This is a genomic window from Sphingobium xenophagum (genome assembly GCF_002288285.1).
Taxonomy (GTDB): Bacteria; Pseudomonadota; Alphaproteobacteria; order Sphingomonadales; family Sphingomonadaceae; genus Sphingobium; species Sphingobium xenophagum.
The window spans coordinates 2,143,764-2,169,891 of the sequence record NZ_CP022745.1 but is presented as its reverse complement, the minus strand read 5'-3'; the positions used below and the strand labels follow the sequence as shown (position 1 = coordinate 2,169,891).

Here is a 26,128-nt window from a genome sequence, read left to right as displayed (position 1 = left end):
GGTATTTCTCGGTGACTAAACTCGCCATCATCAACGGTCGCCTGGCCGATCCGGCGGGGGATGCGCTGCTCTCCGGCTCCATCCTGATCGAAGGCGATCGCATCGTCGCGGCCGGGGACATCGCCGTGCCTGCGGACGCGGAGCGGATCGATGCGCAGGGGCAGGTGGTCGCGCCGGGCCTTGTCGACCTGGGCGTCTTTGCGACGGACAAGCCCGCCTTTCATTTTGGCGGGATCACGCGCGCGGCGCTGATGCCCGACCAGTCGTCGCTGCTGGACGATGCGGCGCTGATCCGGCAGGCGACGCGGGCGGGGAAGCCCGATTTCTGGGTTCACCCGATCGCGGCGGCGACGCGCGGCCTCAAGGGCACGGAACTGGCCGAGATTGGCATGATGCAGGCGGCCGGAGCGAAGGCGGTCGGCACCGGGCGGCAGTGGATCGCGGATTCGGGCGTGATGCTGCGGGTATTATCCTATGCGGCCGGGCTGGGGCTGACGGTGATCGCCCATGCCGAGGATGGCGGGCTGGCGGGCAAGGCGGTGGCGACGAGCGGTGAGACGGCGACGCGACTGGGCCTGCCGCACGCGCCCGCCTGCGCCGAAGCCATGGCGATCGCGCGGGACATCATGCTGGCGCGGCAGGCAGGCGCGGCGATCCATTTCCGGCTGGTGACGACCAGGGCTGGCTTCGACCTCATTCGCGCGGCCAAGGCGGAAGGGCTGCGGGTCAGTTGCGGCATCAGCCCCGCCTATCTGTTCCTGGCCGACAATGCGGTGACCGATTTCCGCACCTTCGCCCGCCTGTCGCCCCCGCTCCGGTCGGAGGATGATCGCAAGGCGAGCATCGCGGCGGTCGCGGACGGAACGGTCGACGTCATCACGTCCAGCCATGATCCGCGCGGGGCGGAGGACAAGCGCCTGCCCTTCGCCGACGCCTCGCCCGGCATGGCCGGGGCGGAGACGCTGCTGGCGCTCTCGCTCAATCTGGTGCGGGACGGGCATGTGTCGCTCAACCGGCTGATGACCCTGCTGAGCGCCAATCCGGCCAGGATTTTGGGCGTCAATGCGGGCAGTTTTGCAAGCGGCAGCGCGGCGGACCTGATCTTTGTCGACCCCGACGCGCCGTGGATCGTCGACAGTGGAAAAATGGCGGCGGCGGCGGGCAACACGCCGTTCGACCGGGTGCCGGTGCAGGGCCGCGCGCGGCGGATCATGAAGGGCGGCGTGTTTTTGTAACCCCCAACGGCGGGAACCGCCCTCCCCTTTCATGCGCTTGCCTGGTGTAGCAACAGGGGAAACCGATGAAGCAGCCAGTCGCGCAGCAGGTGCATGTCGATGCACCGTGGAAAATTCCGCCGCGGGCCTGGTGGGAGATTTTGAAGCGGGTCTATGGCGCGCTGTCGGCCAACCATGTCGGTTTGCTCGCGGCAGGCGTCGCTTATTATGCATTCCTCTCGATCGCGCCGATGATGGCGGCCGTCGTGCTGACCTATGGCCTGTTTGGCGATCCGGCGATGGTCGGACGGCATATGCAGGCGATCATCGCGGTCGTGCCGGCCGATGCGGCCAAGCTGATCAACGACCAGTTGCTGGGCGTCGTCAGCACCGCCAAACCGGCGATCGGCTTTGGCCTGGCCGCAGCACTGGGCATTGCGATCTATGGCGCGACGCGCGCGGCATCGGCCATCATGGAGGCGCTGAACATCGTCTATGGGCAGAAGGAAGGACGCGGCATCATCGCGTTCACCCGCGTGTCGATGGGCATCACCTGTTCCGCCGTGCTGGTGATGGTGGCAGGCGTTTTTACGGCCACGGTCATCGGCCTGCTGCAAAAGCTGCTGGTCAACTGGGGACCGGGCGTACTGTTCGCGATCAAGGCCGTGACATGGATTTGCGCCGGCCTGTTCGCCAGCCTGATATTCGGGCTGATCTACCGTTTCGGGCCGCACCGGCGACAGGCGCAGTGGCAATGGCTGACGGTCGGGTCGGTCACAGCCACCCTGTTCTGGCTGGTGGTCACGCTGGGCGTGTCCTTCTATGTCGCGACATTTGGCAATTATAACGAGACATACGGGTCGCTGGGCGCGGTCGTCGTGCTGCAATTATGGCTTTTCGTGTCGGCCTATGTCGTGCTGCTGGGCGCGCAGATCAATGCGGAGGCAGAGCGGCAGACCAGTGCCGAAACGAGCATCGCGGACCGCCAGGAAAAAGCTGCATAATCGCGCTTGCCCTGCCCGTCATGCCACGCTAAAGCGCCCTCCTTCGCCGGCACAGGAGTGTAGCTCAGTTGGTAGAGCGTCGGTCTCCAAAACCGAATGCCGGGGGTTCGAGTCCCTCCACTCCTGCCAGGCGTTCCAGCAGCATCCTTGTCTTGCATGAGGTTTGCCGCTAGACGCGCCGTCGAAATTGTGTCGCGAAGCTATGCGGCCGCATCCCCCGGACGCCGATATGGGCGGGATCGGGAGGGCGGACTATTGCTTCGCGTTTTGGTGTTTGTGCAAAGGGTTTGAGGCAGGCGATGGCGAAGGTTTCCCCCGGCGAATTCGTCAATCAGGTGCGGACCGAAGCGTCGAAGATCGTGTGGCCCACGGGTCGCGAAACGATCATGACCGGCGTGATGGTCGTCATCATGACGACGATGCTGGGCCTGTTCTTCTTTGGCATCGACACTTTTTTCGGCGCGATCGTCCAGTGGCTGCTGAGCCTCGCGGCGGGTCGGGCCTGAGCATGACCGCCTTGGTTTTTGGGAGTTTGAAACGGTAACATGGCGCGCTGGTACATCATCCACGCCTATTCGGGCTTCGAGAACAAGGTCAAGGAATCGATCCTGTCCGAAGCCGAGCGCATGGGCCTTTCCCAGCTGGTCGAACAGGTCGAAGTGCCTGTTGAAACCGTGACCGAAGTGAAGCGCGGCAAGAAGGTGCAGGTCGAGCGCAAGTTCATGCCCGGCTATGTTCTGGCCAAGCTGGCGATGAACGACGACATCTATCACCTGATCAAGAACACGCCCAAGGTGACGGGTTTCCTGGGTTCGATGGGCAAGCCGCAGCCGATCAGCGAATCGGAAGCCGCACGCTATTTCGGCGCCCGCAAGGAAGCCGAGGCCGCGCCCAAGCACAAGGTCAGCGTCGATTACGAAATCGGCGATGCGGTCAAGGTATTGGACGGTCCCTTCGCCAGCTTCAACGGCACGGTCGAGGAACTGGATTTCGAAAAGAACCGGGTCAAGGTGTCGGTGTCGATCTTCGGTCGCGCCACGCCTGTGGAACTGGATTTCGAGCAGGTAGAGCTTTCCAAATAAGGAAAGCTCGTGTCCCGGCGAAGGCCGGGATCCAGGGCGTCTGGGCGTGACGTCGCATGATTTCGCCCTGGGTGCCGGATCAAGTCCGGCATGACGGGGCAAACAGAATTTCCGGGCGACCGGGAATAAGCGCGGGAGGAGGCTTCGCCTTCGTTAGCACCGCTAAACTTGAACCGGGCGTGGCTTTCGGGTCCGCCCAGCAACAGAGTGAGTCATAATGGCCAAGAAAATTACGGGCTATATCAAGCTCCAGGTGCCCGCTGGAGACGCCAAGCCTGCACCGCCGATCGGCCCGGCCCTGGGTCAGCGCGGCGTGAACATCATGGAATTCTGCAAGGCGTTCAACGCGCAGACGGCCAATGTCGACAAGGGCACGCCCCTGCCGACGATCATCACCGTCTATGCCGACCGCAGCTTCACCTTCACCACGAAGCAGCCGCCTGCGACCTTCCTGATCAAGAAGGCGATCAACCTGAAGTCGGGTTCCAAGGAACCGGGCAAGGTCGTCGCTGGCAAGATCACCCGCGCCCAGCTCGCCGAAATCGCCCAGGCCAAGATGGTTGACCTGAACGCGAACGACATCGACGCAGCAACGAAGATTATCGAAGGCTCCGCGCGCGCGATGGGCCTCGACGTGGTGGAGGGCTAAGACCATGGCAAAGCAGACCAAGAAGGCGAAGGCTCTCGCCGCCGCGATCGACAAGAACAAGCTGCACGGCGTTGACGAAGCGCTGGGCCTGATCAAGACCCACGCGACCGCCAAGTTCGACGAAAGCGTCGAAATCGCGATCAATCTGGGCGTCGATCCCCGTCACGCTGACCAGATGGTCCGTGGCGTCGTCACCCTGCCCGCAGGCACCGGCAAGGACGTTCGCGTCGCCGTGTTCGCCCGTAACGACAAGGCTCAGCAGGCGCTCGACGCCGGCGCCGACATCGTGGGTGCAGAAGACCTGCTGGAATCGATCCAGGCCGGCAACATCGACTTCCAGCGCGTCATCGCGACGCCGGACATGATGGGCCTGGTCGGTCGCCTGGGTAAGGTTCTGGGCCCCAAGGGCCTGATGCCCAACCCCAAGCTGGGCACCGTGACCCCGAACGTCGCCGAAGCCGTGAAGGCCGCCAAGGGTGGTCAGATCGAATTCCGCGTCGAAAAGGCCGGTATCATCCATGCGGGCCTGGGCAAGTCGAGCTTCACCGCCGAAGACCTGCGCAAGAATTTCGACGCGTTCGTCGATGCGATCGTCAAGGCGAAGCCGACCGGTTCGAAGGGCAAATATGTGCGCAAGATCGCCCTGTCCTCCTCGATGGGTCCGGGCGTGAAGGTCGATGTGGCGGAAGTCGCCGCAGTCTGATTTTTGCGTTATAGACAATCAGGCAAGCCTCCTTCCTCGCGAAATGGGGAAGGAGGCTTTCCTGTTTTTATGTTCATCCTCCCCTGCAAGGGGAGGGGGACCGCCGCATAGCGGTGGTGGAGGGGTATCACCCTATCGAGAGGGGGACACCCCTCCGTCAGGGCTTCGCCCTGCCACCTCCCCTTGCAGGGGAGGATGGTATGAAACCGAAGCGTGCGACCTTGCGCTTCGGGCGTCCGATTGAACGGGCGGAAGGAACAGGTCTTTTGGTATCCGTCGGTATATGGCGGGTCGCTATTATCCGATGGAATACAACAATATGGCATTTGAAACTCTCCCCCCCATCCTGGCGCAGGCGCTCACGACGAAGGGGTATGAAAACCTGACCGAAGTGCAGGCGTCGGTCATCGAACCCGAAGCGATTGGCCGCGACATGATCGTGTCGGCCAAGACCGGGTCGGGCAAGACCGTCGCCTTTGGCCTGGCCATGGCGGGCGAATTGCTGAACGAGGAAGGCCGCCTGCCCCCGCCCGCCTGGCCGCTGGCGCTGGTCATCGCGCCGACGCGCGAACTGGCATTGCAGGTCAGCCGCGAACTGGAATGGCTCTACGCTGGAGCGCGGGCGCGCATCGCCACCTGCGTTGGCGGCATGGACGCCGCTCGCGAGCGCAAGGCGCTGGCGCAGGGCGCGCATATCGTCGTGGGCACGCCGGGCCGCCTGCGCGACCATCTGGAACGCGGCGCGCTCGACCTGTCGGCGCTGAAAACCGCCGTGCTGGACGAGGCCGACGAAATGCTCGACATGGGCTTTCGCGAAGATCTGGAGGGTATTCTCGACGCCACCCCTGATGGCCGCCGCACCCTGCTGTTTTCGGCGACCATGCCCAAGCCGATCGTGGCGCTGGCCCGCCGCTATCAGAAGGATGCGTTCCAGATCCAGTCCGCCGGCAATGATCGCGGCCATGGCGACATCAGCTATCAGGCGATGACCGTCGCGCCCGCCGACATTGAAAATGCCGTGGTCAACTTGCTGCGCTTCCATGAAGCGGAGACGGCGATCCTGTTCTGCGCCACGCGCGACAATGTCCGCCATCTCCACGCCAGCCTGACCGAGCGTGGCTTTGCCGCCGTCGCGCTGTCGGGCGAACATAGCCAGAATGAGCGCAACCATGCGCTGCAAGCGCTGCGCGACAAGCGAGCGCGCGTGTGCGTGGCGACCGACGTGGCCGCGCGCGGCATCGACCTGCCCACGCTGACGCTGGTGGTGCATGTCGAAATCCCGCGTGACGTCGAGACCATGCAGCATCGCTCCGGTCGTACCGGCCGCGCGGGCAAGAAGGGCACCGCCGTCCTGATCGTCCCCTATCCACGCCGTCGCCGGGTAGAAGGGATGCTGAAGGGCGCGAAAATTCCCGTCGAATGGACGTCCGCCCCCACCAAGGAAGCGATCGCCGCGCAGGATGCCGAACGGCTGCGCGCGCGCCTGCTGGAGCCGATGGAACTGGAAGAGTCCGACTGGGCACTGGGCGGCGAACTGCTGGAAGCCAAGAGCGCCAAGGAAATCGCGGCCATGCTGGTGCGGTCTGCCCGCGCCGCGCTGCCTGCGCCCGAAGAGCTGCTGGACGGCAGCGAAGCGCCCGCCCGCCGCGACGGGCCACGTCCCGGTTTTGAGGATACCCAGTGGTTCCGCATCAATATCGGTCGCCGCCAGAATGCCGATCCGCGCTGGATCCTGCCGCTGATCTGCCGTCGCGGCCATGTGTCGCGCGGTGACATCGGCGCAATCCGCATCACCACCAACGACACGATGTTCGAAATTCCCAAGGCGATCGCGTCCAAATTCCTGGCCGCCGTTCGTCGCACCGGCGAAGCGGGTGACGAGGGCGCGGACGTGCTGTTCGATCCGGTCGATGGCGCCCCGCGCGAGGAAGCGCGCGAAAAGCGCAAGCAGTTGCGCCCTGCCAATGGCGACCGCCCCAACCGCAGCGGTCCGCCCCGCGGCGGTCCCGGCAATTTTTCGCGTGGCGGCGCAGCGCCGCATAGCCCACGCCCGTTCAAGGGCGCGGGCGCAGGCGGCCCGCGCAAGGGGCCGCCGCGCAGCCGGGGGTAAGTTGCAAGATACTTACACATCCGTTCGTGCTGAGTAGAGACTGAGCTTGTCGAAGTTGAACAGGTCGGATCGTCCCCCGGACGATCCTGAACCATCCGGGGGATGGTTCACCTGTTCAAGTATCGAAGCATCGTGCGCATACGCATCCTTCGATACGCCATTTCGACTTCGCTCAATGGCTACTCAGGACGAACGGTGTTGATGTAAACCAGCACCCTTTAGAACAGCTAGGAGCCAAAGGGGCCGTCGGTCATTGCTATGAAGCATGACCGACGGCCCCTTTCTCATTCCGGTGCTGGGCGACCAGTTGACGCCCGACATCGCCGCGCTGCGGCACGCCGACAAGGCACGCAGCGTCGTGCTGATGATGGAGGTAGCGGATGAGACCCGCTATGTCCGCCATCACAAGGCGAAGATCGCCTTCATCCTGTCCGCCATGCGTCACCATGCCGATCGGCTGCGCGCGCTGGGGTGGACAGTCGATTATGTGAAACTCGACGATCCGGCCAATAGCGGCAGCTTCACTGCCGAGGTTGCGCGTGCCATCGCGCGGCATCACCCCGTCGCCATTCACGTGACGGAAGCAGGTGAATGGCGGGTGCGCGCGATGCTGGAAGATTGGGAACTGCGTTTCGGGCTGCCGGTCACGATCCATGAGGATGACCGCTTCCTCTGTTCCCATGCGGAATTCGACAGTTGGGCGGCGGCGCGCAAGCAGTTGCGGATGGAGTTTTTCTATCGCGACATGCGGCGAAAAACCGGACTGTTGATGACAAGCGCGGGCAATCCGGAGGGTGGCGAATGGAATTATGATGCGGAAAATCGCAAGCCACCGCCGGGGCGCGACCTGTTGATGCCGCAGCCCGTCCGGTTCCGGTCTGACGCGGTGACGCAAGATGTGCTGGCGCTGGTTGCGGATCGCTTTGCCGATCATATCGGCAGCCTTGACCATTTCCATTTCGCTGTGACGCATGAGGAAGCGATGCGCCAGCAGCGCCGCTTTCTGGACGAGGCATTGCCGCGCTTTGGCGACTATCAGGACGCGATGCTGACGGACGAGCCGTTCCTGTGGCACTCGATCCTGTCGCCCTATATCAACGCCGGGCTGCTCGATCCGCTGGCACTCTGCCAGGCGGTCGAGGCGCGCTATCGGGCGGGCAAGGTGCCGTTGAACGCAACGGAGGGCTTCATCCGCCAGATCATCGGCTGGCGCGAATATGTGCGTGGCATCTATTGGCACGAAGGGCCGGACTATGCGCAGCGTAACGCGCTGGGGGCGACACGGCCCCTGCCCGGCTTCTACTGGACCGGCGAAACCGACATGCATTGTATGGCGCAGGCCATCGGCCAGACCATCGACCATGCCTATGCCCACCATATCCAGCGACTGATGATCACTGGCAATTTCGCGCTGCTGGCCGGGATCGATCCGCACCAGGTTCATGTCTGGTATCTGGAAGTCTATGCGGACGCCTATGAATGGGTCGAACTGCCCAACACGCTGGGGATGAGCCAGTTTGCCGATGGCGGCCTGCTGGGGTCAAAGCCCTATGCCGCGAGCGGCGCCTATATCAACCGCATGTCGGATTACTGCAAATCCTGCCGCTATGACGTGAAGCAGCGGGTGGGCGAGGATGCGTGTCCGTTCAACGCCCTTTATTGGGATTTCCTGGCCCGTAATGAAAAGCTGCTGGGTGGCAATATGCGGCTGGCCATGCCCTATCGCAACTGGGCGAAGATGGCGCAGCCCGACCGCGCGGCGATCCGGGATCAGGCCGCGCGGTTTCTGACGTCTCTCGATTAATTGGCTCCGCACAGGCTGAGCATGCGGCCCGCCAGTTCCCGTTCCCCCATCACGATTTGCGGCACGCCCAGTTTCTCCAGATAGTCGACCTCCGCGTCGCTGTGCGCGCGGGCGACGACGGCCAGGTTGGGGTTCAAGCGGATCGCATGTTCAAAAATCGCCCCGCCCTCGAAACCTTCCGGCACGGCAATCAGCAGATGATGCGCCTTTTTAACTCCCGCCTTTGTAAGGTGCCGGTCCTCCAGCGCGCTGCCGCGTACCACGGACAGGCCGGCGGATTGGGCATCCTCGGCTTTCGCGCCATCGCCCTCGATCACGACGAACGGCACGGATCGCTCGGTCAGGCGGGTGGCGATCAGCTTGCCGACGCGGCCATAGCCTACCAGCACGACATGCCCCACCGGCGGGCGCTCCGCCGCGACGCGGGCGGCTTCTGCATCCACCTCGTCCTGCTTGCGGCCACGCACGGCCAGCGAGAAGAGGATGGGGTTGAGGAAGATCGAGACGATGGCGCCCGCCAGGATCAAATCGCGCGCATCGGCAGGCAGGACGCCAAGTCCCGTCCCCAGCGTGGCGAGGATGAAGGAAAATTCGCCGATCTGCGCCAGGCTGATCGCGATGGTCATGGCGGTGTCGGCTGGCTTGCCGAAAAGTCGGACAATGGCATAGGCGGCGATCGATTTGCCCACGATGATGATCGCCACGGTGGCCAGCAGCGGCAGCGGCTGTTCCACCAGCACCGCCGGATTGAACAACATGCCGACCGATACGAAGAACAGCACCGCAAATGCGTCGCGCAGAGGCAGCGTCTCCTCGGTCGCGCGGCGGCTGAGCGGCGTTTCGCCCAAAATCATGCCCGCGAAGAATGCGCCGAGCGCGAAGGAGACGTCGAACGCATAGGCCGCGCCGAACGCCACGCCCAGCGCGATGGCCAGAACCGCAAGCCGGAACAGTTCGCGCGATCCGGTATGCACCACCCAGTGCAACGCCCAGGGGATCACCCGTCGCCCCACCACCAGCATCAGGGCCACGAAGCCCGCAACCTTGAGCAGGGTACCGACCAGCGGCGCGATCAGGGCGCCTGCCCCTGCCCCTGCATTGGCGTCGTTGATGACGGTGGCGAGTGCGGGCAGCAGGACCAGCGCCAGGACCATCACCAGATCCTCGACGATCAGCCAGCCGATCGCGATGCGGCCCCGCCGCGTCTCGACCAGATCGGCGCCCTGTAACGCCCGCAGCAGTACGACGGTACTGGCGACCGACAGGGCAAGGCCAAAGACGATGCCCCCCATCAGCGGCCAGCCCATGACATGCGCCAACGCCATGCCAAGGCCGGTCGCGACTGCAATCTGCACCAGTGCGCCGGGGATGGCGATATTCTTGACCGACAGCAGGTCTTTGAGCGAAAAATGCAGTCCTACCCCGAACATCAGCAGGATGACCCCGATTTCGGCCAGTTCGTTGGCCAGCGCAGTGTCGGCAACGAAACCGGGGGTGAAGGGACCAACCATGATCCCGGCGACAAGATAACCGACGAGCGGCGAGAGTTTGAGGCGATGCGCGATCGCCCCCATGATGAAGGCAACAACGAGACCGGCGACAATCGTGCCGATCAGGGGCGTGTGATGGGGCATAGCAGGCTTTCTATTCTGCACGGCGGCCACGCGCATGACAGGCGCGGCCAGCCGGGCGACCTATCCCTGGGCGATGGGCAGCATGGCTAGCGATAGCGCGGCAGCGGCAATGGCCAGCGCGACCATGACGGCCGGCATGAACCACCAGGGCGGGCGTTTGCGGGGCATGAGCGAAGCTCCTTGTTCCGAACGAAGGCCCGCACAGGCGGGCCGGGACTCGATTCGTCAGGAACTGGCGGGCGGAGCGCGGGCGCGTCTATCGTTGGAGTGGAAGCTTGATCGCGCTCTTTCCCCGACAGGGGCGAAGGCGGGGGCAGCAGATTGCCGCCACAGGATCACAAAAGCGGCGGCAAACGCCGCCAGCAACAGCAGCGGGACCGACGGACCTTCGCCGTCCGGTTGCGTGGCCTGCACTGCCTGCGGGGCCAGCGGCGCGCGTGCCTTGATCACGACATCGATCGTCGCGGGATTGAAGGCGGAACCCGCGACCCGGCTGAGCGGAGGCCCAAGCGGCGCAAGCGCGGAGAGCAGGATGACCACAATCAGCGTACACACGGCAGCGACGACCGACAGGCGCTGGCCCGCCGATGCTCCACTGTCCGTTGCAATGCGCTTCATGTGTGTCACTATCCCTTTATCCTGCTATAGATAGGGCAAGGCAGGTCGAAAACCACCCCTCGAACCAGCCTATCGTGGTTGACAGGTCCGAGTCATTCCACTACCGGGCCACATTCCCGCGCGGGTCGGCTAAGGCTTCATGTCTTTGGTGATCTGCGTAAAGCAGATTTGAACGAGAAGAGACAAGCCATGTTCGCTATCGTGCGCACGGGCGGCAAGCAATATCGCGTCGCCGCCGGAGACAAGATCGTCGTCGAAAAGATGGCCGGTGAGGCCGGCGACAAGATCACGCTGGACGACGTCCTGCTGGCCGGTGAAGGCGGCGATCTGAAGGATGTGGCCGGTCTGACCGTCGCAGCCGAGATCATCGCGCAGGCGAAGGGCGAGAAGGTCATCGTCTTCAAGAAGCGCCGCCGCCACAATTATCGCCGCAAGAACGGCCACCGTCAGCGTCACACGATCCTGCGGATCGTTTCGATCGGCAGCGAAGCGAAGAAGGCCAAGAAGGCCGCTGCCAAGACCGAAGACGCGGCCCCTGCCGCTGCCGAAGCCTGATCGCTTCGCGACTAGAATTAGGAGTTTAGACAATGGCACATAAGAAAGCTGGCGGTTCGTCGCGCAACGGTCGTGATTCGGAATCGAAGCGCCTTGGCGTCAAGAAGTTCGGCGGTCAGGAAGTGATCGGCGGCAACATCATCATTCGCCAGCGCGGCACCCGCGTCTATCCCGGCCGCAACGTCGGCATGGGTAAGGACCACACGCTGTTCGCACTGGGCGAAGGCCGCGTGGTATTCCACGCTGGCAAGCAGGGCCGCAAATATGTGTCGGTAGACGCCGTCGCACAGGCCGCTGAATAACGGACGATCGATGACGGATCGTCCCTCCGCAAAGGGGCGATCCTCCCGACAGGGCCAATAGGCACTGTCGGTTTTCGAGGGAAAAAGGGGCGCTCCTTCCACAAGGAGCGCCCCTTTTTCATTGTTGCGGGCCTCCCCTCCACTTTCCCTCAAGTCCTTGGAACTTAAGCCCTTCTCGCGCGTCATGCGGGCGGGGCCAGTCCATGAACCCACGCCGTCGTCAAGCCGTCATCATTGGCGGCTATCGGCGCCGACAAAGAGGAGAGACGAGAATGTTCGCCCGTACCCCCGCCTGCTCCTGCGTCCGGGCTGGATGGAAGATGCCCCTGCCCTGGCCCAGGCCATTGGCGACCCTGCCGTCCTGCGTAACCTGACGCGCGTGCCCAGCCCCTATGGCCTGGAAGACGCGCTGGCGTTTCTGGAAAGGCCGCAGGACGTGCATCTGCCCAGCCTGCTTGCCTTCACCCGCACCCACGGCGCGCCGCGCCTGGTCGGCGGCTGCGGCATCACCCGCGCCGACGATGGCGGCCATGAGCTGGGTTACTGGATCGCCCGCCCCTATTGGGGGCTGGGTTTCGCGACGGAAGCCGCACAGGCCGTGCTGCGCATGGCGCGCGCCAATGGCGTCAGTGGCATCCGTGCCGTCCATTTCGCCGACAATGGCGCGTCGGGCAATGTCCTGCGCAAGCTGGGCTTTCGCCAGACTGGCCGCGTCGAACCCCGTTTCAGCCCGGCGCGCGGCGACACTGCGCCCTGCCTGATCCTGGAAGAAGGCGGCGTGGCCCGACGGGGCGATGACCCGGCGATGGATCTGTACGCTGACGCCATGCCTGCTATGGCGGCGTAAGCTCCGGTCGTTCGATCATCGTCGACGACCCGGACGGAAAATCGACGCCCGTAAATTCAGGATACGCGGCGCGCAGCAGGGCAACTTGCTGCGCGCTGTCGATGCGGATCAGATACCATTGGCCTTCATCCTGTAACGCCAGCGTACTCGTCTGGCTACGCAGTGTCCCTACATCAGGAATAGCGATCTGACTCTCTGTTGGGATGAGCATATAGGCACGCTGTCGATCTGGCGTCGTGTTAACTGTCGCGGCCTGCATATTCATGGTGAAGGAGAGGAAGCGTACGCCCGCCACGGCATCGGCAATCTGCTTGCCGACCAAAAGCTTCACTTCGCTTTCTGGCACGCCAAAGCGATGCGCGATGCTACGGATCAGGCGGGGCGGAAGAAAGTCCAGGCTGTCAGCGATGCGCCCGTCATTCATCATAGCGTTGAACTCGACAACGCGGGAAGCGATGGCCGCTCGATCCACCTCTCCGATCACGGGCGCAGCGACGATAGCCATTACAGGCACGGACCAGCCGATCATGCCAACAGTCTCCGCCGATCGAACAGCCTGATCGCCTTGCCCGCCAGCATCGCATCGCCAAATTCGGCAAAGCCCAGCTTTCCCGCGACCTTGATTGACGCGCCATTATCGGGTCCGATGATGCAGCGGATCTTGGCCGCGTCCAGATTGGCGTCCGCCCAGCCCAGCACTGCCGTCATCGCCTCGGTCGCCAATCCCCGCCCCCAGGCCTGCGGTCCCAGCACCCAGCCGGCTTCGGGCACGCCCTCCAGTTCAGGCAAACCGCGTGCGGCGCTCAGCAATCCCGCCTCCCCGATCAGCGTGCCGGTCGCCCGGTCCTCCATCACCCACATGCCATAGCCCAGCAGCGACCACATGCCCGCATAGCGCAGCAGGCGGAACCACACCGCCTGCGCATCCTGCGGCGATCCGCCGATATGGCGCACGACATCGGCGTCGGCCCACAGCGCGCAACAGGCGGGATAGTCCGCAACGCCGTGCGGACGCAGGATCAGCCGGTCGGTTTGGAGCGTCGGGGGATGGAGCATGGCCGCGATAAGACCGCACCTCGCCCCGCCGGTCAAGCCGTGGCGGGCGCCGCCATCCGCGCATCGGCATAGGCGCTGTCGGCCAGCGCGATCAATGCCCGGTCGTCCACCCGCCATGGATGAAAACCGGGAAGAAAATAGCTCATCCAGGGTCGTGCCACGCGCCGCAATATGCCGGGCCGCACCAGAGCATAGTGCAGCAGCCCGCCCCATGCGCGCACATTTGTAATCCCGTCCTGCCGCAACAACTCCATCATCCCGCGCGCACGATGGTGCAGGAAATGCCTGGTCACGATCAGCATCATCAGCGTCTTGACGCGCCAGCGTTTCGCCCTGCTCCAGTTGCGGGTCGCATGCATCCATGTGTCATGCGCCGCCCCCTTATGCTCGATCTCCTCGATCGCGTGCCAGCGCCACATCGCGGCCGCTTCCGGCTCTGCCCCGACCAGGTAGCGCGGATCGCGCAGCAGTTCATGGGCCAGGATGGCGGTAAAATGTTCCAGCGCCATGGTCGCGGCCAGGCTGATGATCGGCGGCCGCTGCCGGGCAAGGTCCAGCAACCGAACCACGTCGGCGTCGAGCAGCGACACGTCATAGCCATTGTCCGTCACTTGCCGGTTGAAGGCCAAATGCTCGCGGCTATGGACCACTTCCTGCCTGGTGAAGGCCGCGATCTCCTGCGCCAGCCGATCAGGCACGCCTTCGCGAAAAGCCCGGACACTGTCGATGAAATAGGCTTCGCCGCGCGGAAAGGTGATCGACAGGGCGTTGAAGAAAGCCGTGGCGATCGGATCGCCATTCAGCCAATGTCGGGCGGACCCTTGCCCGCGCCCGAAACGGCGGTCGCGCGGCGTGATGGTCAAGTCAGTCGGGGTCATGGGGACATCTCTTCACTACTTACATGAATGTAAATACGAGTTGCTTACACTAATGTCAATAAAACGTGCCCGCCTCAGCCCCGATGAAAGCCGTCACGCGGCCGTGGAAGCGGCGCGCATGCTGCTGATCGAGGCCGGACCGCAAGCCGTGACGCTCAAGGCCGTGGCAGCGCGGATCGGACGGACCCATGCCAATCTTCTCCATCATTTCGGGTCGGCCGCGGGCTTGCAAAAGGCGCTGGCAGCGCATCTGGGCGAAACGATCACCGCGACGATCGGCAAAGCGGTGGACGCCATGCGGCGCGGCGAAGTCGCCCCCCGCCTGATCGTCGACATGACGTTCGATGCGTTCGACGCGGGCGGCGCGGGCGCGCTGGCCAGTTGGATGCTGGCGTCAGGCAATGAGGATGCGCTCGACCCTGTGGTGGAGGCGATCCACCGGCTGGTCGACAAGCTGGTCGCCACCGCGCTGACCCCGGACCTGGGCGATGTAATCCGCGACAATACGCTGATGCTGGTTCTGCTGGCGCTGGGCGATTCGCAGATGGGCGGGCCGATGGCGGCGTCGCTGGGCCTGCCGCGCGAAAAGGCGCGCGAGATCGCCACGCGCAGCCTGGTCGCTGCGCTCATGGCCGAAGCTGCCGCCTTTGCCGCGACCGAAGCGGCGCAAGCCAAGGTTTAACCTTGTGCGATTGCACGCTATTTCTCATTTTCCGCATTCCGCGAGCGCTCGGCTGTTCCAGCAGAGTTCAGAATGCTCTATGGGCGCCCCATGCATTTTCTCGATCAAGCAAAAATCTTTATCAAATCCGGCTGGGGCGGCCCCGGCGCGGTCAGTTTCCGGCGCGAAAAATATGAAGAATATGGCGGCCCGGATGGCGGCAATGGTGGCAAGGGCGGCGACATCATCTTTGAAGCGGTGCAGGGCCTCAACACCCTCATAGACTTTCGCTACACCCAGCATTTCAAGGCGCAGCGCGGCACGCCCGGCATGGGCAAGAATCGCTATGGCGCGGGCGGCAAGGATCTGGTGATCAAAGTGCCGGTCGGCACCCAGATATTGTCCGATCCCAAACCGATCGAGGGCAGCGAGGATGAGGACGGCATTCCCGATTATGAGGATCAGGAAGTGCTGGCCGACTTCACCGAAGTGGGACAGCGCATCACCTTCCTGCGCGGCGGCGATGGCGGCCGGGGCAACATGTCCTACAAGACCAGCACCAACCGCGCGCCGCGCCAGCATGGCACGGGCTGGCCGGGCCAGGAAATGTGGGTGTGGCTGCGGCTCAAGCTGCTGGCCGATGTCGGCCTTGTCGGCATGCCCAATGCGGGCAAATCGACGCTGATCAATCAGGTCACCAATACCAAGGCTAAGGTTGGCTCCTATGCCTTTACGACCACCAAGCCGCAACTGGGCGTGGTGCTGCACAAGAATCGCGAATTCGTGCTGGCGGACATTCCGGGCCTGATCGCCGGCGCGGCCGAGGGCGTGGGGATTGGCGACCGCTTCCTGGGCCATATCGAACGCTGCCGCGTGCTGCTCCATCTGATCGACGCGACCGGAGACGATCCGATCGAGGCTTTCCACATCGTACAGGACGAACTGGCCGCCTATGGCGAGGGGCTGGACGAAAAGCCGCAGATCGTCGCGCTCAACAAGGGCGACCTGCTTGGCCCCGAACTGATGGAAGATATTGCCGGCCAGCTGCGCGAGGAAGGCGTGGAAGATGTGTTCATCATCTCGGCGGGCACTGGCGAGGGCGTGGAAGCGTTGCTCGACTCGATCCTGCCGATCGTGGGACAGGCGCTGGACGATGCGAAGGCTGAAGGCAGCGCGGATGAAGAAGGCGAAGGCCCATGGTCGCCGCTCTAGGCGTCAACCAACCCACCCCCGTTCGGGCTGAGCCTGTCGAAGCCCTGCACGTCTCTTCAAGAAAGAACGGCCCTTCGACAAGCTCAGGGCGAACGGAATGATAGCTGTGTCCATGCCCCCCCTCTCCGGCTTTCCCCCCGCCCTCATTCGCCGTCTGGTCATCAAGATCGGCTCTGCCCTGCTGGTCGATCCGGCGGGTCAGGTGCGGGTGGACTGGTTGCGTACGCTGGTCGCCGATGTCGCGGCGCGGAAAAGCGCGGGGCAGCAGGTGATCATCGTATCGTCCGGCGCGATCGCGCTGGGCGCGCGCCGGTTGAAATTGCCCAAGGGCGGACGCGGCAGCCTGGAGGATGCGCAGGCAGCGGCGGCAACCGGACAGATCGCCCTGTCGCAATGCTGGGCCAGCCTGCTGGACGAATGCGGCATCACTGCCGCGCAGATGCTGGTGACGCTCGACGACCTGGAAAATCGCCGCCGCTATCTCAATGCGTCCGCTACGCTCGAACGGCTGATGACGCTGGGCGTCGTGCCGGTGGTGAACGAGAATGACAGCGTCGCTACCGCCGAAATCCGCTTTGGCGATAATGACCGGCTGGCGGCGCGTATCGGACAGGCGGCACGGGCTGACGCAGTTGTCCTGCTGTCGGACGTCGACGGGCTTTACACCGCCAACCCGCACGTCGATGCGGACGCGATGCTGATAGAGACAATAGAACGCATCGATGCGCGAATCGCTGCCATGGCCGATGGCGGTTCCGCGTCCGGCATGGGATCGGGCGGGATGACCTCAAAGATCGAGGCGGCCAGGATCGCGACCGGCGCGGGCGCCCATCTGGCCATCATTTCGGGCAAGGTCGATGCGCCCCTGTCGCACTGGACCACTGGTGGCAAGGGGTCGATCTTCCTCGCCGCTCCAGCGAAACGTGCGCGCAAGGGCTGGCTTGCCGGGCGGTTGACCGTGCGCGGGCGGATCATCGTGGATGCGGGCGCGGAACGGGCGCTGGGCCAGGGCAACAGCCTGTTGCCAGCCGGTGTCGCCAGTGTCGAAGGCGTATTCGCGCGCGGCGACGTGGTCGATATCATGACCCCCGATGGCCGGACGATCGCGCGCGGCCTGAGCGAATATGACAGCGAGGAAGCGGCGCGGATCGCGGGCAAGCGCAGCGAGGATATTGCCGTGCTGCTTGGCCATCTGCCACGATCCGTGCTGGTCCATCGCGACCATATGGCGATGGTCTGACGCCATGACATTGCGGATTGCGATGACCGGCGCGACGGGTTTCGTCGGCACGGAGACGTTGGATCAGGCGTTGGCGGCGGGGCATCATGTCACCGCACTGACGCGCAAGGCACAGCCGCCGCGCGCGCGGCTGAAATGGGTGCCGGGATCGCTGGAGGACGCCGCGGGGCTGGATACGCTGGTCCGCGACGCCGATGTCGTGGTGCATATCGCGGGCGTGGTGAACGCGCCGGACAGGGCGGCTTTCGCTGTCGGCAATGCGCGCGGCACCATCGCCGTGATCGACGCGATGCGCAAACGTGGCGTGCGGCGGTTGATCCACGTTTCTTCACTGGCGGCGCGCGAACCGGACCTGTCCGACTATGGCTGGTCCAAGGCGCTGGCCGAACGCCATGTACAGGCCAGCGGCCTCGACTGGACGATTGTGCGCCCGCCCGCCATTTATGGCCCCAATGATCGGGAGATGCTGGAACTGTTCCGCATGGCCAAGCGCGGCGTCATGATGCTGCCGCCCGGCGGGCGCCTTTCGGTGATCGAAGTAGGCGATCTGGCCCGGCTGCTGCTGACGCTGGCGGGCGAGCAGGAAATCAGCCTGACGCACATCTATGAGGCGGACGACGGCACTGTCGGCGGGTGGGATCACAAGGATTTTGGCGCAGCGATCGGCCGCGCGATGGGGCGCACCGTACGGACGCTGGCAACTCCGGCATGGCTGCTGGGCGTGGCGGCACGGACTGACCGGATGATCCGGGGCAAGGGCGCGAAGCTGACCCCTGACCGGGTCGATTATTTCTGCCATCCCGACTGGGTCGCCGCGACCGGCGCGCATGTCCCCCGGCAATTATGGATGCCGCAAGTGCCGACCGAGGCGGGGTTGAAGGCGACGGCGGAGGCTTATCGGGCCAAGGGCTGGGTGTAGGTCCGCCCCCCTTACCCTCACCGTTATGATTCGACGGGCTTCTTCGCTCGCTGTTCCGCCAGAAATTCGCTGATCGCCTGCCCGCTGGCATTGAGCAGCGGAAAGGTGCGCGCGTCGGACAGCCAGTCCGGGCGGCGCGCGCCGCTGCCATACATGGTGTCATAGACCAGACTGAATGCCAGAAAGATCAGGGTCGCGCCGATCAGTCCCTTGACCGCGCCAAAGCCGCCGCCCAGCACCCGGTCGACCGGCCCCAGCACGGACTGGCGGGTACGGCGGCCAATGGCGTGGGCGACCATCTTGCCCGCTGCGAAGGTAACGCCGAACACCAGTACCAGCGCCAGCACGGCGGCCCCGCTGGTCGTCCCGACAAAGGCGCTGAGCAATTCGGTGGCGGAGGCATGGAACAGGCGAATGGCGAAGATCGCGAGCACCCACGCCATCAGCGAAAGGGTTTCCAGCACGAAACCGCGCAGCAAGCCCAATATGGCGCAACCGCCAATGGCGAGCAGGACAAGAATATCAACGGCGTTCATCGCCAGCGTGGCTATCCCCTGCCCAGCATCTGGTCAACCAGCCCCGCGAGCGTGCGGAAGCCATTGACCGCAATTCCCTTCACCCCGTCCGCCGCCGCGGCGGGGATGAAAGCGCGATTGAACCCGAGCTTGGCCGATTCGCGCAGCCGCAGCGGCGCATGGGCGACGGGCCGGATTTCACTCGACAGCGCGATTTCGCCGAACAGCACGACGTCGGCGGGAACGGGCTTTTCCGACAGGGCGGAGACCAGCGCCGCTGCCACCGCCAGGTCCGCCGCCGGGTCCGACAGGCGATAGCCGCCCGCGACGTTCAGATAGACTTCGCAGGTCGAAAAGCTGAGGCCACAGCGCGATTCCAGCACCGCCAGCACCATCGCCAGCCGACCGCTGTCCCAGCCTACTACGGCCCGGCGTGGCGTCGCCCCGCTCGACAGGCGCACGACCAGCGCCTGTATCTCTACCAGCACCGGCCGGGTTCCTTCCAGCGCCGGGAACACGGTCGCGCCGGTCACGCTCTCATCACGATGGGTCAGGAACAAGGCGGACGGGTTGGCGACTTCCTCCAGCCCCTCCGCCACCATTGCGAACACGCCGATCTCGTCCGTGCCGCCAAAGCGGTTCTTGATCGCGCGCAGGATGCGGTACTGGTGGCTGCGCTCCCCCTCGAACGCCAGCACGGTATCGACCATATGTTCCAGCACGCGCGGCCCGGCGATGCTGCCATCCTTGGTCACATGGCCGACCAGCACGAGCGCACTGTTGCGCTGCTTGGCAAAGCGGATCAGTTCCTGAGACGATGCCCGCACCTGGCTGACCGTGCCGGGCGCACCCTCGATCAGATCGCTATGCATCGTCTGGATCGAATCGATGATGAGCAAGGCGGGCGGCTCCCCCTCCCCCAGCGTCGTCAATATGTCGCGCACCGACGTGGCGCTCGCCAGCATCACCGGCGCGCCCCCCAGGCCCAGCCGCTGCGCGCGCAGCCGCACCTGATCGGTCGCTTCCTCGCCACTGATATAGACGACCGACAGCCCGCGCGCCGCCACCCGCGCCGCGGCCTGCAACAACAAGGTCGATTTGCCGATGCCCGGATCGCCGCCGATCAGCGTGGCCGATCCCGCCACGATTCCGCCGCCCAACGCCCGATCGAACTCGGCAATGCCGGTGCTGGTGCGCGGCGGCAGCTCGACCTTGCTGTCCAGCCCGATCAGCGTGATCGCCCGTCCGCCAGCGTGCAGGTCGTGCCGCGCCGAAAACGCGGTTTCCGGCGCTTCCTCGACGATGCTGTTCCACTCGCCGCAATCCTCGCACTGGCCCTGCCACCGCGGCGAGACTGTGCCGCATTGCTGACAGACGAATTTCCGCTTTGCCTTGGCCATGGCGGAGATATGCCGACCATGCGCGAACATTGCAAGAACATCCGGTGATGGACTGGAAACATCATCGCGGCTCAGGCATTGAAGCGGTAATGAAGACAATCCGCGTTGCCAGCTACAATATCCGCAAGGCCATCGGCACCGACCGGCGGCGGATGCCCGAACGGGTGCTGGAGGTGCTGGGCGAGGTGGACGCGGACATCATCGCGCTACAGGAAGCCGACCGGCGCTTTGGCGTGCGATCTGCGGCCATTCCGCCCGTGCTGATGGAGCGCCTGAGCGATTACAAGCCCGTGCCGCTCGACGTGCAGGTGGATTCGATGGGCTGGCACGGCAACGCCCTCCTGGTGCGCAAGGCTGCACAGATCGACCTGAGCGACGTGCTGCATCTCCCCTATCTGGAACCGCGCGGCGCGACCATGGCGGAAGTGACGCTGAACGGCCTGTCGCTGCGCGTGTTCGGCATGCATCTGGACCTGTCGGGCCTGTGGCGGCGGCGGCAGGCCGCAGCCGTCATCAATGCGGCGGCACAGGGTGCGCCCATGCCCACCGTGCTGATGGGCGATCTTAACGAATGGAGCGCCAATCGCGGCTGCCTGGCCGACTTTGCGCATCATTATAGTTTCGCGCCGTGCGGACGCAGTTTCCATGCGCGCCGTCCGGTGGCGCGGCTCGACCGGATCATGCATTGCAACCGGCTGACGCTGACCGACTGCGGCGTCCATGACAGCGCTTCGTCGCGCAAGGCGTCCGACCATTTACCGATCTGGGCCGATTTCCGCGCCTGACAGCCCCTCGACAAGCTGTCTCCGCTCTGCGACGTTCACGCCATGAAGGAGAGGGAACTCAGGCTTGGGCTGGTCTGCTATGGCGGCATCAGCCTGGCCATTTACATGCATGGCATCACCAAGGAGGTATGGCGGTTGGCGCGCGCCAGCCGCGCCTATCATGACGGCGTGCAGCCGGAGACAGGCAGCGAGGCCATCTATCACAAGTTGCTTGCCGATATGGAGGAAGCCAGCGGGGTGCGGCTGCGCGTGCTGCCGGACATTATCGCCGGGGCCAGCGCCGGCGGCATCAATGGCATCTTTCTGGCGCAGGCGATCGAGACCGGCCAGTCGCTGGAGCCGCTGACCAACCTGTGGCTCGACAATGCCGATGTCGACAGCCTGCTCGATCCCGACGCCCGCCCGACCCGCGCGCTCACAAAATTCTGGGCGACGCCGCTGGTCTGGATGGCGGCGCGGCGGCCCGGCGATGCGGTGGAGCGCACGGTCGCGCCGGACACGCGCGAGGAAGTGCGGATGAAATTGTCCCGCTTCATCCGCTCCCGCTGGTTCGAACCGCCCTTTGGCGGGGAGATTTTCACGACGCTGATCCTCGACGCCTTCGACGCGATGGCGGCCAGCGAGCGCGGGCCGGTGCTGTTGCCTGACGGCCATCCGCTCGACCTGTTCGTCACCGTCACCGATTTTGAAGGGCATCCGCAAAGCCTGACCCTCAACAGCCCGCGCCAGGTGATCGAGACCGAACATCGCCTGTCGATCGGCTTCCGGGCACGGGGTCGGGGAGCGCGCGAATTTGCCGATACCGCCGAACTGGTGTTCGCGGCGCGCGCCACCGCCAGCTTTCCGGGCGCCTTCCCCCCCTTCACCGTGCGGGAACTGGACCGGGTGCTCAAGCGCCGCCATCGCAATTGGCCGACGCGCGATGCCTTCCTGGCCCGCGCGCTGCCGCGTCACTGGGCGCGCGGCACGGCCGAGGATGCGGTGCTGATCGACGGGTCGGTGCTGGCCAATGCGCCCTTCGCGCAGGCCATCGGCGCGCTGCGCAACCGGCCATCGCGGCGGGAGGTCGACCGGCGCTTCGTCTATATCGATCCAAAGCCTGGACATCGCACCATCCAGCTCAACCGCCATGGCGATCAGGTCGCGGTGCCCACGGGCGAGGATGCGCCGCTGCCCGGCTTCTTCCGCACCATCTTCGGCGCGCTGAGCGACATTCCGCGCGAACAGCCGATTCGCGACAATCTGGAGGCGATCGACCGCCATTCCTCGCGCATTCGCCGGATGCGCCGCATATTGAACGCGCTGCGCCCCGGTATCGAGGCGGAGGTGGAAGGGGCGATCGGCGGGATGCTGTTCCTCGACCGGCCAACCCCGTCGCGCCTGTCGGCCTGGCGCGCCAAGGCGCAGCAGCGGGCGGCCAGTTCCGCCGGTTTCGCCTTTCCCGCCTATGGCCACCTCAAATTGTCAGGCATCGTCGAATCGCTCGCAACCTTGCTGTTCCGCCTGTCGGGGGAGGACAGCCGGATGCTGCGCGAAACCTATCGCGCGGCGATATGGGCACAGGTGCGCAAGGATGGCGCGGATCAACTGGACGGGAGCGGCGGGTCGGCTTCCGGCCCGGTCACCTTCTTCCGCACCCATGATCTGGCGTTCCGCATTCGCCGCCTGCGCTTTCTGGCGCGGCATCTGGCCGACACGCTGGAAAGCGAGGGCGCGGCGGAGGATGAAGCGGTGCTGGCAATGCATGACGCGATCTACCGCGCGCTGGCGCTCTATGCCGAATGCGAGGAGAGCGATTTTCACGGGGCCGCCGTGCTGGCCGCCGCGCGCGATGTGCCGGGCGATGCCGCCGCCGCACTGGAAGCGGTCGCGCAGGAACGCGGCCTGCGGACGCGGGACGAGGGTGCGGAGATGATCCTGGCCGAAGCCTTCGCCGCCCTGCCCAAGGCCGGTCGCAGGTCCATGCTGCTCGCTTATCTCGGCTTCCCCTTCTATGACATAGCCACCCTACCGTTGCTTCAGGGTGACACTATGGACGAATATGATCCGGTGAAGGTCGACCGGATTTCGCCCGAAGATTGCTCCGCGATCCGGCCCGGCGGCGCTGCCGCCACACTTAAAGGCATTGAATTCAATAATTTCGGCGCTTTCTTCAGCCGGGTCTATCGGGAAAATGACTATCTGTGGGGCCGCCTGCATGGGGTCGAGCGGCTGCTGGACATCGTGATTTCAGCCATGCCCACCGCAAGCCGCCTTTCCCCCGACGCGCTGCGCGACTATAGGCGAGCGGCTTTTCTGGCGATCCTGGACGAAGAAGAGTCGCGGCTACCGCATGCCGCGGACCTGATCGCCAGCTTGCGGGAGGAAATCGGGTGAGCAGGCGTTTGAGGCTGGTTCCGATAGGCATGACGCTGGCGCTCGTCGCCGGCTGCGGAGATTCGTCACCGCAGGTTGCGCAGGCCGATCCCAGCCCCAGCCCGCCGGTCGTTCCCGCGCCTGCCCCGCCACCCCCGCCCAAAGCGGTCGTCAGCCCACCGCCGCGGCCCAAAGCCGGGCCGGTCGTTACCGTTCGCGCCCAGCCCGCGCCATGGCATTCGCTCGACCTGCCGCCGTCGGACGTCGCCGCCAGCGCGGCCCCATTCCCGCGCGAAGTGACCCAGTTCATGGTGGAGCGCGACAGTTGCGACCATTTCCGGGGCGAAGAAGCCTATGATGCGGAACGGCGCGCCTATATCGAGGAAAATGTCGCGGAACTGTGCCACGGGTCCGACGCGACGCTGGCGACGCTCCGCCGCCGCTACGCCGCCGATCCGTCCGTCACCGCCGCACTGCATGGATATGAGGACCGGATCGAAGGGCGCGACGAAGAATAGGCGCTCCCCCCATCCGTTCAGTATTACAACAACCCGTCGACCTGGTGCGCCAGGTCAATGTCCCGCTGCGACAGGCCGCCTGCGTCATGCGTGGTCAAAACCATGTCCACCCGGTTATAGACATTGCTCCATTCGGGATGATGATCCGCCTTCTCGGCCAAGATCGCCACCTGCGTCATGAAACCGAAGGCGGCGACGAAATCCGGAAAGGTGAAACGGCGCGAAATGCCGTCCGGCTCCGCGACCACCAACCATTCGGGCAGGTCGGCCAGCGCCAGCGCGCGCGCCTCATCGCTCAGCTTCTCGATCATGTCCCTATCCTCTGAAAATAGTTTCGCCTATGTGGCAGCCATGTCGCACGAAGGTCAACCGCACCGCTTCGCTCCCACTGCGCAGGATATTGAGGCGCTGGCGCTTGAAGCGCTGGCGCGCCTGCCCGCCCCCTTTACCGACCATCTGCACAATGTCGTCCTGTTCGTTGAGGAATTTGCCGATGCGCAGACGCTCAAGGACATGGACATTGACGATCCGTTCGGCCTGACCGGCCTCTATACCGGCCGCCCCGTCGGGCAGGAGGCGCAGACCGGGGATGCGCCGCCCACCGTCCATCTGTTCCGCCGACCCCTGCTGGACGAATGGATCGAAACCGGGGTGCCGCTGGACGCGCTGATCACCCATGTGGTCGTCCATGAAATCGGCCATCATTTCGGCCTGTCGGACATCGACATGCATGTGCTGGAGGATATGGTCGCGCCATGAGCCGTGCGGCGCTGGCCCTGTCGGACGTCGCCTGCCTGCGCGGCGGACGGATATTGTTTCGCGGCGTCAACCTGACGCTCGATGCAGGCGCCAGCGCGTTGCTGACCGGCCCCAATGGCGTCGGCAAATCCAGCCTGTTGCGGCTATGCGCGGGGCTTCTCCCCGCCTTTTCCGGCACGATGGAACGCCATGGCGCGGTCGCGCTGGCCGATGAGCGGCTGGCGCTCGACAGTGAATTGCCGCTGGCGCGCGCCCTCCATTTCTGGGCGCGACTGGACGGCAGCGCCGCGAATGCCGTCGCCGCGGCGCTCGAGGCTATGGCGCTTACGCGGCTTTCCGACGTGCCGGTTCGGATGCTGTCGACCGGGCAGCGCAAGCGGGCGATGCTGGCGCGGGTCATCGCCAGCGGCGCGCCGATCTGGTTGCTGGACGAGCCGGGCAATGGTCTGGACAGCGCCTCGCTGGCCCTGCTGGGATCGGCCGTGTCCGCGCATCTGGCGGGCGGCGGCATCGTCGTTACAGCGTCGCACCAGCCACTGCCGCTGGGCGCGCCGGTCGTGCTGTCGCTGGCTGACCATCTGCCCGATCCGGCGGAGTGGGACGCATGAGGATGCTCTGGTTGCTCGCCTCGCGCGATCTGGGCACCGCCTGGCGCTCGTCGGGCCTGTGGCTGCCGGTTGCCTTCCTGCTGCTGGTCGCCAGCCTCTATCCCTTTGCTGTCGGCCCGGACCTTGGCCTGCTGCGCCGCACCGGGGGCGGGATGGTGTGGATCGCCGCGCTGCTGGCCAGCCTGCTGCCGGTCGACCGGCTGATCGCGCCGGATCGCGACGCGGGGGTGCTGGATCAGATGGCGCTGCGCGGCATTGGCGACGAAATGGTCGTGCTGGCCCGGCTGATCGCTCACTGGCTGGGCTTTGGCCCGCCGCTGATGATCGCCACCCTGCCCGCCGCCGCCTTGCTGAAGCTGGATGGCGGGACGATCTGGATGCTCGAGGCTGGCCTGCTGATCGGCACGCCTGCGCTGGCGGCGCTCGGCCTGCTGGTCGCGACGCTGACGGCGGGCCTGCGATCCAGCGGTGCGCTGGCGGGATTGCTCGCTCTGCCGCTGGCGGTGCCGCTGCTGATCTTTGGCGCCGGCACGCTGGGCGATGGCAGTGGCGCAGCACTCAAATTCCTCGCCGCCGCCTCGATGCTGCTGGTCGCGATCACGCCATTTGCCGGTGGCGCAGCGATACGGGCGGGGCGGGAATAGTCCGGCATCCGCCGATCGCGAGGCTGTAAAAGGCGAACAAGCCCGACACGGCCCTG

Annotated in this window: 28 protein-coding genes, 1 tRNA gene and 1 pseudogene; 22 read left to right on the top strand and 8 right to left on the bottom strand. The window is 65.0% G+C overall.

All coding sequences use genetic code 11. The features are described from left to right. Positions 1–11: 11 nt before the first annotated feature. From CJD35_RS10720 to CJD35_RS10680, 9 genes are all read left to right on the top strand, one after another. Positions 12–1,235, top strand: a complete 1,224-nt coding sequence (locus tag CJD35_RS10720; RefSeq protein ID WP_017183107.1) for a dihydroorotase — start codon at positions 12–14, stop codon at positions 1,233–1,235. Between the two features lie 65 nt (positions 1,236–1,300). Next, positions 1,301–2,218 carry a YihY/virulence factor BrkB family protein gene (locus tag CJD35_RS10715; protein ID WP_017183108.1) on the top strand — a complete coding sequence of 306 codons (918 nt, stop codon included), beginning with the start codon at positions 1,301–1,303 and terminating at the stop codon, positions 2,216–2,218. Between the two features lie 53 nt (positions 2,219–2,271). Further along, positions 2,272–2,347, top strand: a tRNA-Trp gene (locus CJD35_RS10710). 170 nt (positions 2,348–2,517) lie between these two features. After that, entirely contained in the window at positions 2,518–2,724 is a 207-nt protein-coding gene (gene secE, locus CJD35_RS10705; RefSeq protein ID WP_017183109.1) for a preprotein translocase subunit SecE, read from the top strand. Between the two features lie 39 nt (positions 2,725–2,763). After that, a complete protein-coding gene (gene nusG / locus CJD35_RS10700; RefSeq protein WP_017183110.1) occupies positions 2,764–3,300 on the top strand; it encodes a transcription termination/antitermination protein NusG in 537 nt (178 codons plus the stop codon). Between the two features lie 217 nt (positions 3,301–3,517). Beyond that, complete coding sequence (gene rplK, locus CJD35_RS10695) at positions 3,518–3,949, top strand: 50S ribosomal protein L11 (protein ID WP_017183111.1); 432 nt, start codon at positions 3,518–3,520, stop codon at positions 3,947–3,949. A gap of 4 nt (positions 3,950–3,953) precedes the next feature. Next, entirely contained in the window at positions 3,954–4,652 is a 699-nt protein-coding gene (gene rplA / locus CJD35_RS10690) for a 50S ribosomal protein L1 (RefSeq protein WP_017183112.1), read from the top strand. A gap of 319 nt (positions 4,653–4,971) precedes the next feature. After that, positions 4,972–6,762: a DEAD/DEAH box helicase gene (locus CJD35_RS10685; RefSeq protein ID WP_026002380.1), complete on the top strand. Its 1,791-nt coding sequence runs from the start codon at positions 4,972–4,974 to the stop codon at positions 6,760–6,762. 265 nt (positions 6,763–7,027) lie between these two features. Continuing rightward, positions 7,028–8,566 (top strand): cryptochrome/photolyase family protein, encoded by a 1,539-nt coding sequence (locus tag CJD35_RS10680; protein WP_086485428.1) that lies wholly within the window; start codon positions 7,028–7,030, stop codon positions 8,564–8,566. Here the strand turns inward: CJD35_RS10680 and ybaL are convergent. Further along, on the bottom strand, positions 8,563–10,200 hold the full coding sequence (gene ybaL, locus CJD35_RS10675) for a YbaL family putative K(+) efflux transporter (protein ID WP_017183115.1): 1,638 nt from the start codon (positions 10,198–10,200) through the stop codon (positions 8,563–8,565). The genes CJD35_RS10680 and ybaL overlap by 4 nt on opposite strands. Before the next feature lie 225 nt (positions 10,201–10,425). After that, positions 10,426–10,818, bottom strand: a complete 393-nt coding sequence (locus CJD35_RS10670) for a hypothetical protein (RefSeq protein WP_017183117.1) — start codon at positions 10,816–10,818, stop codon at positions 10,426–10,428. Between the two features lie 189 nt (positions 10,819–11,007). Here CJD35_RS10670 and rplU point away from each other — a divergent pair, with 189 nt between their 5' ends. The 3 genes and pseudogenes from rplU to CJD35_RS10655 all read left to right on the top strand — a co-directional run bounded on the left by rplU (position 11,008) and on the right by CJD35_RS10655 (position 12,522). Then, positions 11,008–11,373, top strand: coding sequence for a 50S ribosomal protein L21 (rplU, locus tag CJD35_RS10665; RefSeq protein ID WP_017183118.1), 366 nt, complete (start codon positions 11,008–11,010; stop codon positions 11,371–11,373). A gap of 32 nt (positions 11,374–11,405) precedes the next feature. After that, on the top strand, positions 11,406–11,675 hold the full coding sequence (gene rpmA, locus CJD35_RS10660; RefSeq protein WP_017183119.1) for a 50S ribosomal protein L27: 270 nt from the start codon (positions 11,406–11,408) through the stop codon (positions 11,673–11,675). Positions 11,676–11,947: 272 nt separating this feature from the next. Beyond that, positions 11,948–12,522: pseudogene (locus CJD35_RS10655) on the top strand (GNAT family N-acetyltransferase). On the opposite strand, the gene CJD35_RS10650 reads toward CJD35_RS10655, so the two are convergent. Genes CJD35_RS10650 through CJD35_RS10640 form a run of 3 tightly spaced genes read right to left on the bottom strand, consistent with a single transcriptional unit; the run spans position 12,509 to position 14,456 of the window. After that, positions 12,509–13,051, bottom strand: a complete 543-nt coding sequence (locus CJD35_RS10650; protein WP_017183121.1) for a hypothetical protein — start codon at positions 13,049–13,051, stop codon at positions 12,509–12,511. The pseudogene CJD35_RS10655 and the gene CJD35_RS10650 overlap by 14 nt on opposite strands. Next, positions 13,048–13,578: a GNAT family N-acetyltransferase gene (locus CJD35_RS10645; RefSeq protein ID WP_017183122.1), complete on the bottom strand. Its 531-nt coding sequence runs from the start codon at positions 13,576–13,578 to the stop codon at positions 13,048–13,050. The genes CJD35_RS10650 and CJD35_RS10645 overlap by 4 nt, the downstream gene beginning before the upstream one ends. Positions 13,579–13,610: 32 nt before the next feature. Beyond that, positions 13,611–14,456 carry a metal-dependent hydrolase gene (locus tag CJD35_RS10640; RefSeq protein ID WP_017183123.1) on the bottom strand — a complete coding sequence of 282 codons (846 nt, stop codon included), beginning with the start codon at positions 14,454–14,456 and terminating at the stop codon, positions 13,611–13,613. Positions 14,457–14,508: 52 nt separating this feature from the next. Here CJD35_RS10640 and CJD35_RS10635 point away from each other — a divergent pair, with 52 nt between their 5' ends. The 4 genes from CJD35_RS10635 to CJD35_RS10620 all read left to right on the top strand — a co-directional run bounded on the left by CJD35_RS10635 (position 14,509) and on the right by CJD35_RS10620 (position 18,488). Then, complete coding sequence (locus CJD35_RS10635) at positions 14,509–15,138, top strand: TetR/AcrR family transcriptional regulator (RefSeq protein ID WP_026002381.1); 630 nt, start codon at positions 14,509–14,511, stop codon at positions 15,136–15,138. 90 nt (positions 15,139–15,228) lie between these two features. Continuing rightward, positions 15,229–16,329 carry a GTPase ObgE gene (gene obgE / locus CJD35_RS10630; RefSeq protein WP_017183125.1) on the top strand — a complete coding sequence of 367 codons (1,101 nt, stop codon included), beginning with the start codon at positions 15,229–15,231 and terminating at the stop codon, positions 16,327–16,329. Between the two features lie 97 nt (positions 16,330–16,426). Continuing rightward, positions 16,427–17,569, top strand: coding sequence for a glutamate 5-kinase (gene proB, locus CJD35_RS10625; protein ID WP_017183126.1), 1,143 nt, complete (start codon positions 16,427–16,429; stop codon positions 17,567–17,569). Between the two features lie 4 nt (positions 17,570–17,573). Continuing rightward, on the top strand, positions 17,574–18,488 hold the full coding sequence (locus CJD35_RS10620; protein ID WP_017183127.1) for an NAD-dependent epimerase/dehydratase family protein: 915 nt from the start codon (positions 17,574–17,576) through the stop codon (positions 18,486–18,488). A 23-nt stretch (positions 18,489–18,511) separates the two neighbouring features. Here the strand turns inward: CJD35_RS10620 and CJD35_RS10615 are convergent, their stop codons facing one another. Further along, a complete protein-coding gene (locus CJD35_RS10615; RefSeq protein WP_017183128.1) occupies positions 18,512–19,024 on the bottom strand; it encodes a CvpA family protein in 513 nt (170 codons plus the stop codon). 11 nt (positions 19,025–19,035) lie between these two features. Then, positions 19,036–20,403 (bottom strand): DNA repair protein RadA, encoded by a 1,368-nt coding sequence (gene radA / locus CJD35_RS10610; RefSeq protein WP_026002382.1) that lies wholly within the window; start codon positions 20,401–20,403, stop codon positions 19,036–19,038. Between the two features lie 89 nt (positions 20,404–20,492). On the opposite strand from radA, the gene CJD35_RS10605 reads away from it, so the two are divergent. Genes CJD35_RS10605 through CJD35_RS10595 form a run of 3 tightly spaced genes read left to right on the top strand, consistent with a single transcriptional unit; the run spans position 20,493 to position 24,061 of the window. Next, a complete protein-coding gene (locus CJD35_RS10605; protein ID WP_026002383.1) occupies positions 20,493–21,188 on the top strand; it encodes an endonuclease/exonuclease/phosphatase family protein in 696 nt (231 codons plus the stop codon). Between the two features lie 42 nt (positions 21,189–21,230). Beyond that, positions 21,231–23,564: a patatin-like protein gene (locus tag CJD35_RS10600; protein WP_017183131.1), complete on the top strand. Its 2,334-nt coding sequence runs from the start codon at positions 21,231–21,233 to the stop codon at positions 23,562–23,564. Positions 23,565–23,593: 29 nt separating this feature from the next. After that, positions 23,594–24,061: a hypothetical protein gene (locus CJD35_RS10595; RefSeq protein WP_017183132.1), complete on the top strand. Its 468-nt coding sequence runs from the start codon at positions 23,594–23,596 to the stop codon at positions 24,059–24,061. 23 nt (positions 24,062–24,084) lie between these two features. On the opposite strand, the gene CJD35_RS10590 is transcribed toward CJD35_RS10595, so the two are convergent. Further along, positions 24,085–24,372: a 4a-hydroxytetrahydrobiopterin dehydratase gene (locus CJD35_RS10590; protein WP_017183133.1), complete on the bottom strand. Its 288-nt coding sequence runs from the start codon at positions 24,370–24,372 to the stop codon at positions 24,085–24,087. On the opposite strand from CJD35_RS10590, the gene CJD35_RS10585 reads away from it, so the two are divergent. The 3 genes from CJD35_RS10585 to CJD35_RS10575 are packed head-to-tail and all read left to right on the top strand — an operon-like array spanning position 24,371 to position 26,072. Continuing rightward, positions 24,371–24,820: a metallopeptidase family protein gene (locus CJD35_RS10585; protein WP_017183134.1), complete on the top strand. Its 450-nt coding sequence runs from the start codon at positions 24,371–24,373 to the stop codon at positions 24,818–24,820. The genes CJD35_RS10590 and CJD35_RS10585 overlap by 2 nt on opposite strands. Next, positions 24,817–25,428 carry a heme ABC exporter ATP-binding protein CcmA gene (ccmA, locus tag CJD35_RS10580; protein ID WP_017183135.1) on the top strand — a complete coding sequence of 204 codons (612 nt, stop codon included), beginning with the start codon at positions 24,817–24,819 and terminating at the stop codon, positions 25,426–25,428. The genes CJD35_RS10585 and ccmA overlap by 4 nt, the downstream gene beginning before the upstream one ends. Continuing rightward, positions 25,425–26,072, top strand: a complete 648-nt coding sequence (locus CJD35_RS10575; protein ID WP_026002385.1) for a heme exporter protein CcmB — start codon at positions 25,425–25,427, stop codon at positions 26,070–26,072. The genes ccmA and CJD35_RS10575 overlap by 4 nt, the downstream gene beginning before the upstream one ends. Positions 26,073–26,128: the final 56 nt, after the last annotated feature.

What these genes read in the sequence shown, in the direction of transcription:
- CJD35_RS10605 (WP_026002383.1), top strand. Translation starts at nt 20,493, where the DNA reads ATGAAGACAATCCGCGTTGCCAGCTACAATATCCGCAAGGCCATCGGC.
- CJD35_RS10595 (WP_017183132.1), top strand. Translation starts at nt 23,594, where the DNA reads ATGACGCTGGCGCTCGTCGCCGGCTGCGGAGATTCGTCACCGCAGGTT.
- secE (WP_017183109.1), top strand. Translation starts at nt 2,518, where the DNA reads ATGGCGAAGGTTTCCCCCGGCGAATTCGTCAATCAGGTGCGGACCGAA.
- rplU (WP_017183118.1), top strand. Translation starts at nt 11,008, where the DNA reads ATGTTCGCTATCGTGCGCACGGGCGGCAAGCAATATCGCGTCGCCGCC.
- CJD35_RS10620 (WP_017183127.1), top strand. Translation starts at nt 17,574, where the DNA reads ATGACATTGCGGATTGCGATGACCGGCGCGACGGGTTTCGTCGGCACG.
- CJD35_RS10640 (WP_017183123.1), bottom strand. Translation starts at nt 14,456, where the DNA reads ATGACCCCGACTGACTTGACCATCACGCCGCGCGACCGCCGTTTCGGG.
- CJD35_RS10680 (WP_086485428.1), top strand. Translation starts at nt 7,028, where the DNA reads ATGACCGACGGCCCCTTTCTCATTCCGGTGCTGGGCGACCAGTTGACG.
- ybaL (WP_017183115.1), bottom strand. Translation starts at nt 10,200, where the DNA reads ATGCCCCATCACACGCCCCTGATCGGCACGATTGTCGCCGGTCTCGTT.
- ccmA (WP_017183135.1), top strand. Translation starts at nt 24,817, where the DNA reads ATGAGCCGTGCGGCGCTGGCCCTGTCGGACGTCGCCTGCCTGCGCGGC.
- rplA (WP_017183112.1), top strand. Translation starts at nt 3,954, where the DNA reads ATGGCAAAGCAGACCAAGAAGGCGAAGGCTCTCGCCGCCGCGATCGAC.
- CJD35_RS10585 (WP_017183134.1), top strand. Translation starts at nt 24,371, where the DNA reads ATGTCCCTATCCTCTGAAAATAGTTTCGCCTATGTGGCAGCCATGTCG.
- CJD35_RS10685 (WP_026002380.1), top strand. Translation starts at nt 4,972, where the DNA reads ATGGCATTTGAAACTCTCCCCCCCATCCTGGCGCAGGCGCTCACGACG.
- CJD35_RS10600 (WP_017183131.1), top strand. Translation starts at nt 21,231, where the DNA reads ATGAAGGAGAGGGAACTCAGGCTTGGGCTGGTCTGCTATGGCGGCATC.
- CJD35_RS10615 (WP_017183128.1), bottom strand. Translation starts at nt 19,024, where the DNA reads ATGAACGCCGTTGATATTCTTGTCCTGCTCGCCATTGGCGGTTGCGCC.
- CJD35_RS10650 (WP_017183121.1), bottom strand. Translation starts at nt 13,051, where the DNA reads ATGATCGGCTGGTCCGTGCCTGTAATGGCTATCGTCGCTGCGCCCGTG.
- obgE (WP_017183125.1), top strand. Translation starts at nt 15,229, where the DNA reads ATGCATTTTCTCGATCAAGCAAAAATCTTTATCAAATCCGGCTGGGGC.
- CJD35_RS10575 (WP_026002385.1), top strand. Translation starts at nt 25,425, where the DNA reads ATGAGGATGCTCTGGTTGCTCGCCTCGCGCGATCTGGGCACCGCCTGG.
- radA (WP_026002382.1), bottom strand. Translation starts at nt 20,403, where the DNA reads ATGGCCAAGGCAAAGCGGAAATTCGTCTGTCAGCAATGCGGCACAGTC.
- CJD35_RS10715 (WP_017183108.1), top strand. Translation starts at nt 1,301, where the DNA reads ATGAAGCAGCCAGTCGCGCAGCAGGTGCATGTCGATGCACCGTGGAAA.
- CJD35_RS10645 (WP_017183122.1), bottom strand. Translation starts at nt 13,578, where the DNA reads ATGCTCCATCCCCCGACGCTCCAAACCGACCGGCTGATCCTGCGTCCG.
- proB (WP_017183126.1), top strand. Translation starts at nt 16,427, where the DNA reads ATGATAGCTGTGTCCATGCCCCCCCTCTCCGGCTTTCCCCCCGCCCTC.
- rplK (WP_017183111.1), top strand. Translation starts at nt 3,518, where the DNA reads ATGGCCAAGAAAATTACGGGCTATATCAAGCTCCAGGTGCCCGCTGGA.
- CJD35_RS10670 (WP_017183117.1), bottom strand. Translation starts at nt 10,818, where the DNA reads ATGAAGCGCATTGCAACGGACAGTGGAGCATCGGCGGGCCAGCGCCTG.
- nusG (WP_017183110.1), top strand. Translation starts at nt 2,764, where the DNA reads ATGGCGCGCTGGTACATCATCCACGCCTATTCGGGCTTCGAGAACAAG.
- rpmA (WP_017183119.1), top strand. Translation starts at nt 11,406, where the DNA reads ATGGCACATAAGAAAGCTGGCGGTTCGTCGCGCAACGGTCGTGATTCG.
- CJD35_RS10635 (WP_026002381.1), top strand. Translation starts at nt 14,509, where the DNA reads ATGTCAATAAAACGTGCCCGCCTCAGCCCCGATGAAAGCCGTCACGCG.
- CJD35_RS10590 (WP_017183133.1), bottom strand. Translation starts at nt 24,372, where the DNA reads ATGATCGAGAAGCTGAGCGATGAGGCGCGCGCGCTGGCGCTGGCCGAC.